The 10,874-nt window shown below is 49.6% G+C and carries 12 protein-coding genes; all 12 read left to right on the top strand.

Annotated elements, in window-relative coordinates; genetic code table 11:
* The first annotated feature begins 548 nt into the window (after positions 1-548).
* The 12 genes from MJ257_RS10425 (at position 549) to fliD (ending at position 10,860) form a co-directional block, all read left to right on the top strand.
* Entirely contained in the window at positions 549-2,768 is a 2,220-nt protein-coding gene (locus MJ257_RS10425; RefSeq protein ID WP_240269192.1) for an ATP-dependent helicase ComFA, read from the top strand.
* A 541-nt stretch (positions 2,769-3,309) separates the two neighbouring features.
* Positions 3,310-3,966, top strand: a complete 657-nt coding sequence (locus MJ257_RS10420) for a ComF family protein (protein WP_240269191.1) — start codon at positions 3,310-3,312, stop codon at positions 3,964-3,966.
* A gap of 115 nt (positions 3,967-4,081) precedes the next feature.
* Positions 4,082-4,501, top strand: a complete 420-nt coding sequence (locus MJ257_RS10415) for a TIGR03826 family flagellar region protein (protein WP_059041839.1) — start codon at positions 4,082-4,084, stop codon at positions 4,499-4,501.
* A 129-nt stretch (positions 4,502-4,630) separates the two neighbouring features.
* Entirely contained in the window at positions 4,631-4,918 is a 288-nt protein-coding gene (gene flgM / locus MJ257_RS10410; protein ID WP_059041698.1) for a flagellar biosynthesis anti-sigma factor FlgM, read from the top strand.
* A 9-nt stretch (positions 4,919-4,927) separates the two neighbouring features.
* Entirely contained in the window at positions 4,928-5,428 is a 501-nt protein-coding gene (locus MJ257_RS10405) for a flagellar protein FlgN (RefSeq protein WP_240269190.1), read from the top strand.
* 29 nt (positions 5,429-5,457) lie between these two features.
* The gene (flgK, locus tag MJ257_RS10400; protein WP_240269189.1) at positions 5,458-7,029 is read left to right on the top strand and encodes a flagellar hook-associated protein FlgK; all 1,572 of its coding nucleotides are present in this window, start codon (positions 5,458-5,460) and stop codon (positions 7,027-7,029) included.
* Between the two features lie 40 nt (positions 7,030-7,069).
* On the top strand, positions 7,070-7,960 hold the full coding sequence (gene flgL, locus MJ257_RS10395) for a flagellar hook-associated protein FlgL (RefSeq protein WP_240269188.1): 891 nt from the start codon (positions 7,070-7,072) through the stop codon (positions 7,958-7,960).
* 25 nt (positions 7,961-7,985) lie between these two features.
* The gene (locus tag MJ257_RS10390; protein WP_240269187.1) at positions 7,986-8,384 is read left to right on the top strand and encodes a DUF6470 family protein; all 399 of its coding nucleotides are present in this window, start codon (positions 7,986-7,988) and stop codon (positions 8,382-8,384) included.
* Positions 8,381-8,806, top strand: a complete 426-nt coding sequence (gene fliW, locus MJ257_RS10385; protein ID WP_240269186.1) for a flagellar assembly protein FliW — start codon at positions 8,381-8,383, stop codon at positions 8,804-8,806. The genes MJ257_RS10390 and fliW overlap by 4 nt, the downstream gene beginning before the upstream one ends.
* Entirely contained in the window at positions 8,806-9,045 is a 240-nt protein-coding gene (gene csrA, locus MJ257_RS10380; RefSeq protein ID WP_240269185.1) for a carbon storage regulator CsrA, read from the top strand. Before fliW ends, csrA begins: the two co-directional genes overlap by 1 nt.
* A 29-nt stretch (positions 9,046-9,074) precedes the next feature.
* Positions 9,075-9,437, top strand: coding sequence for a flagellar protein FlaG (locus MJ257_RS10375; protein WP_240269184.1), 363 nt, complete (start codon positions 9,075-9,077; stop codon positions 9,435-9,437).
* 22 nt (positions 9,438-9,459) lie between these two features.
* Entirely contained in the window at positions 9,460-10,860 is a 1,401-nt protein-coding gene (gene fliD, locus MJ257_RS10370) for a flagellar filament capping protein FliD (protein WP_240269183.1), read from the top strand.
* Positions 10,861-10,874: the final 14 nt, after the last annotated feature.

Genomic DNA, 10,874 nt, shown 5'->3' with positions numbered 1-10,874 from the left:
AAAGTGATGGAAAGAGTAATGAGAGAGTGAGGGAAGCTGGGATGAGAAGAAGGTGAGAGAGCGGAGGATGATGGGTTTGAAGTGGATGAATAGAGGCCAAAAGCGTCCATGGGGATTTCTCCATCCCCAAGCTCGAGATGTTGGCAACGCTAACGGAACTCAGAGGCGTTATTTGCCATAGAATCCGAGTATTCGGAGCGTAACGGAACGAGGAGACCTTATTTGCACCGTACTAGGGAGTTTTGCCTTCATTTTGACCGAATAAGGGCTGTAGGTTCCGTTAGATTGGGAAATAGCCGGGAAATAGGCTAATAAGGTCTCTACGTTCCGTTACGCTAAGCCGCTTCTATTATGGAATGATGGGGCAGCTCCATCGCGGGTCTCTCTGGACAATATGCGACATTTGCTGTGAGGAATTTGGTGAAAGAAGTCGAAGAAATGGAGCGAAATCATATTTCAAAAAAACAAATATCAGAAAAAGAGGAATTATCTGAAAATTGTTGAAATATGGATAACATTGCTAGAATTTAGGAGGGTGGTGGAAAATTATGAGGGGGAGCTTGTATGCCGTTCGAACGAAGTCAGGCTGGCAGCTGCGCGTGAGTTTGGATTTGAAGGTTGATTTGATGTGGTGGTTGGATAATGGGGTGTATGCCATCTATTTATTGTCGGACGGGTTACCGTTCGGCTGGGCTGTTGAGGTTCGGGATTGGTTCAAGTCACGGGGGGAGATGGATCGTTGGTCTGGGCGGGAATGGAATCAATGGTTGAAGCGGGAATTGCAGGAGGAGTTACAGGCAGAGGCGAGGCTAACTAAGCTGGGAGAGCCGCAGGAGGAGACTGCTTTACTGGGCAAGCTTCGGGGTTGGTTGTTGTTGGAGGGACGAGTGACAGAATGGGGACGGTCGCTTATGGAAAAGGAGGGGACAAAGATGGAGTTGAGCGTTTCGGGAGGGATGCACAAGGAGATGGAGATGGGGTTGGGGACAAAGACAGCCGATCTGGTGACGGGGCAGGTCGCGGCAGCGCGGGGAGTAGCCATGGGTCTGGGCGCCACGGGAGCTTGGGATAAACTCGTGGAGCGGGGAGCCGCGACCGAGGAAGCGCGGGGTGAGGCGGAAAAACGGAGCGAGGGATCCGCGTGGCGTGCAGCGGGGGCGTGGGGCGAAGCCACGCCCCTGGCGGAAGCCGCGCAGCGCCTTGCGGCTGCGCTGGAGGGCCGCTCGCTGCTGGAAGCGGAGCTCCAGCAGCTGCTGGCGGAACGCCTGCCGGGCCTCGCCCCGGCCTGGCGTTCCGCCGTCCAGCACGCGCACCTGCAGGGGCGCGTGCAGCTCACGGCGGGCGTGGCCCCCGCCCGCCGAGATCCGGGCCCGCGCTGGCGCCGGGCCCGGGCCCCACGCTGCCGGCGCTGCGGCAGCGAAGTGCATCGCCGCACGCCCTGCGGGTCGTGCGGCTCCCGCGGCTGCGCCTACTGCGAGGCGTGCCTCGCGCTGGGGCGCAGCCGCTCCTGCGCGCTGTTGCTGCGCGGCAGCAGCGCGGGGGCCGTGCCGCCGCGGGCGGGAGACGGCACGGCAGCGGGCCTGGCCCCCACCGGGTCCCTGCTGGACCGGTGGGGGCTGAGCCCCGCCCAGCGCAGCGCGGCGGGGCAGGCGCTGCGCTTCCTGGCGCAAGCTCAGGAAGCTCCCTTACCTGGCGCAGCCCGCGGAACCCGCGCGCTTCCGCTACCCCTGCGGCGTTCCTTCTCGCGCCAGAAGGAGAACTCGGTTCGCCCGCCTCGTTTCTTACTCTGGGCCGTCACCGGAGCCGGCAAAACCGAGATGATCTTCCCGCTGCTGCGCTACGCATTGGATCAAGGCGGCCGCGTGCTGGTCGCAACGCCGCGGCGCGACGTTGTGCTGGAGTTAGCGCCGCGGGTGGCCCGGGCTTTCCCCGAAGAGCCCATGGCCGTCTTATATGGCGGGAGCCCGCAGCGCTGGGAGGAGGCTCGTTTGATCTTGGCCACCACCCACCAGCTGTTGCGATTCCATCATGCGTTTGATCTAGTCGTTATCGACGAGCTGGATGCATTTCCCTACCATAATGACCCGATGCTGGGGTTTGCGGCGGAGGCCGCCTGTAAACCGGAGGGTCGGTTTATTTTTCTCTCCGCGACACCTCCCTTACGTTTACAAAAAGAGATCCGAGCCGGACGTCTGCCGCACGCCAAAGTTCCTGCGCGATATCACGGCAGTCCGCTACCGGTTCCGGATCGGATCAAAGCTGCCAGCGTGGAACTCTGCCTGCGCCGCCATTCCCTGCCGCCTGCACTGCTTCGTCCTCTCCGGCAGTCGGTGCAGCGAGGGGCGCAAATCTTTATTTTTGTAACACGGATTCGTCAGATTGCTGCCTTCACGGAGCTCCTGAGTTCCTATTTTCCAGGGATCCGAATAGAAGGGACTTCCTCCACCGATCCGGGCCGAAATGAGAAAGTATTGGCTTTCCGGGAAGGACGGATCCGAATGCTGATTACGACGACGATTCTGGAGCGCGGCGTAACCGTGCCCAAAAGCGATGTATACATAGTAGACGCGGACAGCGACTTGTTTGATGAGGCCTCTTTGGTGCAAATGGCCGGGAGGTCCGGCCGTTCCAAGGACGATCCCAACGGAAAAGTCGTGTTTGCCGCCCCAACGTGGACCCGATCCCAGAGAGACGCGATCCGCCAAATCCGGATGATGAACGCCGCTGCTTATAAAAACGGTTTTTTAAAGGTAAAGGAGGTTCAATAAAATGATGAAGTCATCCCAGCAAGTTGCAAATGACGGTTCACGGACGCGAAGCCGAGATTGGCACCGGGCCAAACCTTGTCGAAGTCCCTTTATAGCTCCCTATGGGCTTGTCGGTGACAGATTTTTTTCGGGGCAATTGGACGGGGAGGCTGCGGCATGGAGTAGGCCTATTCCGAAACGGCCCCTTCACTCCGTGCGGACCATTTCAGCAGGAAAAGTGGAACTAACGGCAATCGGGCTCCCTTCTGCGGATGATATCTCATCAAACGCCTTGTCCTCCAGCACTTCCTGTTTTAGTGGAGGGAATAGCTTTTCTTGGAACGGCTTGTTAACCCCGCTGCAGCAATTACTGGCGCCTCCCGCCATCCCATGCTTAACCTGCGGCAAGACGATATCCGAGCGCGTGCGGGGCTACCCGGAAATATGCTTATCCTGCTATCTCTCGATCCCTTGGATTAAAAGCCCCCGCTGCCGCGTCTGCGGCCGTCAGGTAGGGTGCCCGGATTGCACCCGAAAGGGACAAGCGCCCCGCAGCTTCGTGATGAATCGAAGCGCTGTGGCTTATAGCCCGGCGATGCGTGAATGGCTTGCCCAATATAAATACCGCGGCAATGAAGCTTATGGTACGATTCTAGCCCGAATGACGGGAGTGGCTTACCGGCAAATGGCTAAGGAGTTAGAAGAAGCAGACTTTATCGGCAACGGAAAAGTAGGCGGGACGCCCTATCGTTTCCATGCCGTAACTTCCGTTCCAGTCAGCATCGACCGCATGCAGGAGCGGGGGTTCAATCAAGCGGCCCGACTGGCTTATGGTGCTGCGACTGCGGGACGGATCCCGCTGATAAATCTGCTGGAACGTTCCCGGCACACCGAGAAACAAAGCTTTAAAACTCGCTGGGAGCGCCTGCACGATCTACACGATGTGTTTCGCCCCTCTGCCCTGGCGGCGGAGAAGCTATTGGCAGCCGTGGACGAGGTAAAGCGGAAACGAAGCAAAATCTCCTTACGGGCAGGAAGACCGGAACCTTTTTCCAAAATCCTGCTCGATCCAACCCCCGAGCCGGTACGGATCTTACTGGTCGATGACGTTTACACAACGGGAAGCACGCTTGAGGCTTGCTCCCGCGTATTGCATGAGCTCTGCGAGCAAATGGGGAGACGCGCGGAAATTTTTTGTCTAACCTGGGCGCGGTCTTAACCTAAATTCTTACAAATTTCTGCATTTCTGTTGACAAACGTATAGACGAACCCCCCTCAAATAAGGTAATCTAGCATCAAATGAAGATTTGACGAAAGGACGTAAGAGCATGGGGTTGAATCTTGCGAATTGTCCACGCTGCGGAAAATTGTTTGCCAACAATTTCAGAGACATTTGTCCTTCTTGCATAAAAGAAATCGAGGAAGAGTACGAAAAGTGCTTAAAGTTTTTGCGTGAGGAGAAGCTGGCCACGATTCAAGACGTTTCCGAAGGCACGGGGGTCTCTATCCGACAAATCACCAAGTTCATCAAAGAGGGGCGCATTTCAGTTGCCAATAACCCGAACATGATGTATCCCTGTGAGGTGTGCGGCGTGCTGATTCGGGACGGGAATATGTGCGATTCATGCCGTAACCGGTTGACCCGCGATCTTGCGGCAGCTGCCAGGGATGAATCTACGAAGAGACCGGGACAGGACGATCGACCCGGCAGTGGAGCCTATAGCGCTGTCGACAAATTCCGTAGTCCCAAATGACTAAAACCCTGATTCTTTGGCATAATATTCTTAAACAACCAATGCTTCGCTATTAAAAATAATTTCAGTGCCGCCGATAAACTTAGTAAAGATTATCGGCTTTTTCTATTTGGAAGGAAGGTGGAGCCCATGAAAATTAATGAAACCGGACGGGTTGGAGCCATCAATAATTATCAACGCCAGGTTGAATCTCAACGTAAAGATACAGACAGCAAAGCTCGCCGCAAAGATGAAGTTTCGATCTCGGCGGAAGCGAAGGAACTGCTGAAGGCGCAGGAGGGCGGAATCAGCCCCGAACGGGCTGAGCGGATTGAGGAGCTGAAGACGCAGGTCTCTTCAGGCACCTATCACGTGGAAACGGGCAAAATCGCCGACAAGCTTGCTCCGTACTTTAAGTCTTTTCTGAACGAGAAATAGGAGGTTGGTATGTCAATTCAACCGCTCATCGAAAGTATGAATCAGATGGATCAGTTACACACCGAATTGCTCCAAGTGATGGGCTTGAAGAAACAAGCAATTCTGGGACGGAATTATGAAGAAATGGTTCGCATTTTATCCCGCGAATCTAAACTGGTTAGAGCGATTGAGGAGCAAGAGATGCAGCTGTTATCCGCTGCACAGACTTTTTTGCATTCCAAAGGTATCAAGTCACAGTTGGAATTAACAGTGTCAGAAATTCTACGGCTCGTGTTTGATCCTGAGGAGAAAAGAATGTTGGATGAAGCCAGACAAAAGCTTAGTGATCGTTTGATTGAATCGAAACGAGCCAATTCGCTTAATCAACAATTGATCCAACAGTCACTTTCGTTTATAGATTTCTCTTTGAATTTGATGATTGGTGGCGAAGATGAGGGCACCACCTATTCCCCACCTACGGTACAAGATAAAAGAGCATCGGCTAGAAGTATGTTTGATACAAAAGCATAATTACAGGGACAAGTAAAGGGGAAATAACAATGACTTCCACTTTTCATGGGATAGAAACGAGTAAAAGAGCTCTTTTTGTCAATACGGTATCCATGCAGACTTTGGGGCACAATATTGCCAACGCGAACACCGAAGGATACTCACGTCAACGGGTAAACTCAACAGAGGCTAACCCGATATGGGCGATGGGTATGACGAAGAGTCAGCAACCGGGACAACTGGGGACCGGGGTTGAATATACGAGTATTACACGGGTTAGGGATAGTTTTTTGGATACCCAGTTCCGGCGCGAAAATCAGCTGCTCGGCTCCTGGGAAGTTCTGAATTCCAATATGACGGCAATCCAAAATATCATCAACGAGCCTTCGGCTAATGGACTTAGCGCGGTAATGGATGATTTTTGGAACTCATGGGAGACGTTGAACCGGGATCCCTCTTTGCTGAGCGCACGTGTGGCTGTTGCCGGCGCAGCGAGCAACTTGGTAGATACGCTCAAACATATCAGCGAATCATTAAACAATCTCTCGAACGACGTTACGACCAATATAGATAAAAAGGTGCTGGAAGCCAACAATATCGTTAATAACATTGCTAGACTCAATGTTTTAATTCGAGATAACGAAGGTTTTGGTGATAACGCGAATGACTACCGGGACCAGCGGGACCTATTGCTAGACCAGCTGTCGACAATTGTAGATGTTCAATATACCGAGGACGAGAGTGGCATGGTGAATATCACCTCGGCAGGAGTTAACGTACTGGCAGGTGAAGCTGTCACGGCATTAACTGCAGCCAGTGCCAACACGGCTACTGCGGGGCAATTAAACGGTTACGTGAAATCCTTGCAAGAGACGGATTTGATTCGCAACCAATTAAACGGTCTGGTTAGTACGCTTGCGACCGGGGATATCAAGGTTACTTTAAGCAATGGCTATGTGACGTCATCTGATATCGTAGCGTTAAACGACGTTACGGTTGATGGGATGGGTACAGTTACCGCAGGTACGGTAATCCCGGCTGGTTCCAAGATTACTTCCTCAATGGATGTGATGGTCAAAGGATTTAATGGGCTCCATCAATTGGGTTACTCCTTAACGAAACCCACTTCTTCTGGTATTCCTTTCTTTGTATCCAACAGCGGGACTTTTTCGATAGACGATATTCAGGTTAATCCTGACATTTTGGCAGACACCAACAAAATAGCCGCCTCCTCCCAATATGAAGTTGTAGATGGGGTGAACACAGTCATTCGTGGGAACAGCGACATCGCCAATGCCATAGCTGGTCTACGAGATGGGATTTTCACTTTCCCGGCTGCTCTTACATCTCTAACAGAAGGCACGACCGATGACTATTTCCGGGCTTTGACGGCCGATTTGGGGATCCGTGCGAGCAATACGGAGCGAAATTATGAGAATGAATTAACCATGACCGATAATCTGCAAATTCAGCGTCAATCCGTTAGCGGGGTTTCCATGGACGAGGAGTTAGCAGATATGATTCGTTTCCAACAAGCTTATAATGCAGCTGCTCGCAATATGACGACGGTTGATGAAATGCTGGACCGGGTAATTAATCAAATGGGAAGAGTAGGGCTGTAGAGACGTTAAAGCTTTAGCTTGAAATCCAGGAGGTTTAACAATGCGAGTAACAGGAATGATGCAAAATATACAGTTATTAAAGAATTTACGAAATATTAATTCATCATTAACGACCGGCCAACAGCAGCTCGCCACCGGTCAAAAAATCAGCAAACCGAGTGACGACCCAATAGGAACGGGTTATCAGATGCGGTATGATACAGATCTCGCACGGAGTGAAGAGTTTTTGATGAATGCGGAGACGGGGACGGAAATTCTCAAAACTATGGATTCCTTATTTCAACAGGCGTCTGATGTGTTAAAACGTGCGAGAACTTTGGCGCTTCAAGGAGCAAACGGAACGGTTGACGACAAACAACGTCAGACCATCGCTTCGGAAATCAAGCAATTAAAAGAACAAATGGTTACAATAGGTAACAGCACTTTTAATGGGAGATATTTATTTAACGGGCAGAAAACCGATCTGGCTCCTTATACTGTGGATGGTGCTGCTGAACAAATCACGGATCCCGGTCTGTTTTATCTAAACGTTAGTCCTGCCGTCAAAGTACCTGTAAGTATAACCGGTGAAGTTGTTTTTGGGGAGGCTAACAGTGATGAAAATGTCTTCAAGGTACTCGATGATTTGGCGGAAGCTCTCGAAGACAACAGTGTCGATGGCATTCAGGAGAGCGTGAATCTAATTGATGTTGCCGTTGATCGTCTGAATGTGAGTTGGGCCGAAGCAGGGGCACGAATGAACCGCTTTGATCTGATGATCAATCGAATTCAGGATGATCAAGTAAGTCTTAAGGAACAACGATCTAACGTAGCCGATGTTGATTTTGCGGAAGCAATTACGGACCTGAAAATGAAGGAAAATGTGCTTCAGGCAGCTTTATCTACGGGTGCGAGAATTATGCAAATCTCGTTGGTTGATTTCTTGAGATAATATTAAACGTTTAGGGGGAGCAAACATGCGTGCGATCGGTTCTGATTTACCAATGGATTGGGGAAAGTACAGACCGGCCGAACTTACGATTCGCCTAACCCCGCCTTTAATGGAAACAGACTGGACGGGCGTATACGATGATTTGGGGCTGAAACGACCCAGTTCATTATTAAAGGAATTAAATCAAAAAAGTCAACGTGTTGTCATGGAGAATATTTCATTAAGAGCGAAGGAAGGCGACCGAATTGCGCGGATTCAGTCGGGAGAGGAAAATGTATTTGGACAAATCGCCTTTGAACGGTATATGCGAAACGGTCAGAAGGAACTCACGGTTGACGCTCTACCCAAGCACGGTGTAGTGATCGACTTTCGAATTTATCCCCCCGAAATCCAAGTTAATCCGAGAGGAGCTCTTCCTAAATGATGCAAATCCAAAGCCAAGCATACGGATTGCTTGAAGTCGAAGAAGAGCAGATATATTCATTCGAACCAGGCATATTGGGGATGACGGAAATTAAGCAGTACGCTTTAATTCCAATGAAGGATACCCCTTTCTATGTATTGCATGCTTTGCACGATCAAGTAAGCTTTATTCTGCTTCCTTCCCAAGAAGTTGTTGAGAACTATAGTTTCCGCATCCCGGAGGATATCATCAGCTTAATGGAAATTTCGTCGCCTGAAGATGTTGGTGTGATGTTGATTGTCAACATTCAAGAGGAGAATCTGTATGTCAACTTGATGGCCCCTGTTCTGTTGGCTCCTCACTCCAGAAAGGGATGCCAGTATGTGATTAAAGATCAAGATTTCCCGATTCGTCATCCTCTTCAAGTTAAGGAGGGGAAGTAATGCTGGTTCTCAGAAGAAAAGTTGGAGAAACGGTTATGATCGGGGATGAAATCCAAATCCAAATTCTAGGCATCGAAGGGGATCAAATCAAATTGGGCTTTTTAGCCCCTAAAGAGGTATCGATCCTAAGGAAGGAACTCTACCAGGGGATCGTCGCTGAAAATTTGGCAGCGAAGGAGCAAACCAGTCATCTTCAGCAAGAGCAAATCCTGAACCTGCTGAAAAAATTTAGAATGTAGATTCAACATTTTGAAAGCAGGTGAGCTCTATGAATATCAACCGAACTGAGTATAATGTACAAGACTCCAAGAGATTTAGCGATACGGGGATACCCAAAACTTCCCCTTCTTTGGCCCAAAATAGTGTCAATATTCAAGATCAACGAGCAAAATCGATATCAGAAGAACAACAGGAAAAAATGATGGAACAAGTCAAAAAGCTTAACCAGTCCATTGCTTCTTCCGGCAAAGAACTTAAATTTAAGTATAACGAAGAGGCCGAACAGCTGTATGTTGAGGTGTTGGATGCTCGAACGAAAGAGGTTGTTACAAGCTTACCGCCGGAGTTTCTCATTGACTTGTCGATTAAAATGAAGGAAATGATCGGCATGTTTATGGACGAGAAAATATAAGTAGTGGAAAGGAGAGATTATCATGGGAGTAAGTTTAACGGGTTTGGCGTCAGGAATGGATACAGCTTCGTTGATTACCCAGTTGATGAATCTGGAGAAAGTTCCCTATACCAATTTGGAATCTAAGAAAACAGCGATAACCAACAATAAATCCATTTTTAACAACATTAATTTAAAACTCAAAACTTTGCGGGACGCAGCCACAGCACTCTCCGACATTGGTGCATTTAATGTCAGCAGCGCGACGAGCTCCGATTCGACCAAGTTGACGGCGACCGGTGGTGAAAATGCCATTAACGGGAGTTATTCCGTAAAGGTCATCCAACTGGCGAAGCAACAGGTGAACGCAACCGCCGGGATGCAGGTTACAGATGCCAATGGAGAAGATATTGAATTCACTTCGGCTGCTTTAGCGGAGGCTAAGTCGATCAAGATTGGCGGTCAATCGATTACGTTAAATGATGACGACTTCACAGGCAAGACATACAGCGAAGCGCTGTCCCTCATTGCTAGTCAAATTAATAAGCAATTCGGGGATGTTCAAGCTTCGGTTGTTCAAAGATCAGAAGGAGTCAAGAGCCTGGTGATTACCGCTAAAGAAACCGGTAAAACGGTCGATATCAGCGGTACTGGAAGCTTTAAAATGTGGGAGAAAGTTGCTGCCCAACCGGCCATTTTGGAAGTCAATAACCTAAGTGTAACGAGTACGAGTAATACAGTAGCCAACGCCATTCCCGGTGTAACCTTGCAATTACTGGCAGAGAACAGCACCGTAAATGTCGAAGTGAAGCAAGACACGGATAAGTTGGCATCGAAGGTTGACGATTTTGTTAAAGCGTACAACGATGTAGTGAAATTGATTCGCGAAAATACGAAGAAAATTGAAAATACGAAAGGCTCGGATGGCTCCTATACCAATTTCAAAACGAATTTGCAAGGAGATTCGACCCTTCGAGATCTTCAAAGTGAATTGTATGATATCGTGAACAGTGTAGTAGGGAGCAGCGACAATTTAAAGCTATTAAGCGATATTGGCTTGGAAATCGATAAAGGGGTCACTTCCGCCTCCTTAATGACTGGCGAACTTAGCTTTGATAAGGATAAATTCAAGAAAAAGCTGGCTGAAAACCCTGAAGCTGTCGCCGAGTTGTTTCAACGTGAGAATGGATTGGGGACTCTGGCCAAGGATCGTCTGTATGGTTGGACGAGTACGAATGGCCTTATTGCGATGCGAATCCAGGGATTGCAGAGCGATATCGATTTTATTACCGATCAGATGGAAAGCATGAATGAGAGACTCAAGCTTAAAGAGGAAGCTCTGAATAAGCAATTCTCGCAGCTTGAGGTAGCTCTGTCCAATTTACAAAACCAGCAAAGCTGGTTAGCGGGGCAACTAAATTCGCTCATGTCTTCTTCATATTAAGCTTCCTATAGGAG

This window comes from Paenibacillus timonensis, from assembly GCF_022427145.1.
GTDB classification, from domain to species: domain Bacteria; phylum Bacillota; class Bacilli; order Paenibacillales; family Paenibacillaceae; genus Fontibacillus; species Fontibacillus timonensis.
This window is presented reverse-complemented; position numbering and strand designations above follow the sequence as displayed.

What these genes read in the sequence shown, in the direction of transcription:
- flgL (WP_240269188.1), top strand. Translation starts at nt 7,070, where the DNA reads ATGCGAGTAACAGGAATGATGCAAAATATACAGTTATTAAAGAATTTA.
- MJ257_RS10390 (WP_240269187.1), top strand. Translation starts at nt 7,986, where the DNA reads ATGCGTGCGATCGGTTCTGATTTACCAATGGATTGGGGAAAGTACAGA.
- fliW (WP_240269186.1), top strand. Translation starts at nt 8,381, where the DNA reads ATGATGCAAATCCAAAGCCAAGCATACGGATTGCTTGAAGTCGAAGAA.
- MJ257_RS10375 (WP_240269184.1), top strand. Translation starts at nt 9,075, where the DNA reads ATGAATATCAACCGAACTGAGTATAATGTACAAGACTCCAAGAGATTT.
- flgK (WP_240269189.1), top strand. Translation starts at nt 5,458, where the DNA reads ATGACTTCCACTTTTCATGGGATAGAAACGAGTAAAAGAGCTCTTTTT.
- MJ257_RS10420 (WP_240269191.1), top strand. Translation starts at nt 3,310, where the DNA reads ATGAATCGAAGCGCTGTGGCTTATAGCCCGGCGATGCGTGAATGGCTT.
- csrA (WP_240269185.1), top strand. Translation starts at nt 8,806, where the DNA reads ATGCTGGTTCTCAGAAGAAAAGTTGGAGAAACGGTTATGATCGGGGAT.
- MJ257_RS10425 (WP_240269192.1), top strand. Translation starts at nt 549, where the DNA reads ATGAGGGGGAGCTTGTATGCCGTTCGAACGAAGTCAGGCTGGCAGCTG.
- MJ257_RS10405 (WP_240269190.1), top strand. Translation starts at nt 4,928, where the DNA reads ATGTCAATTCAACCGCTCATCGAAAGTATGAATCAGATGGATCAGTTA.
- fliD (WP_240269183.1), top strand. Translation starts at nt 9,460, where the DNA reads ATGGGAGTAAGTTTAACGGGTTTGGCGTCAGGAATGGATACAGCTTCG.
- flgM (WP_059041698.1), top strand. Translation starts at nt 4,631, where the DNA reads ATGAAAATTAATGAAACCGGACGGGTTGGAGCCATCAATAATTATCAA.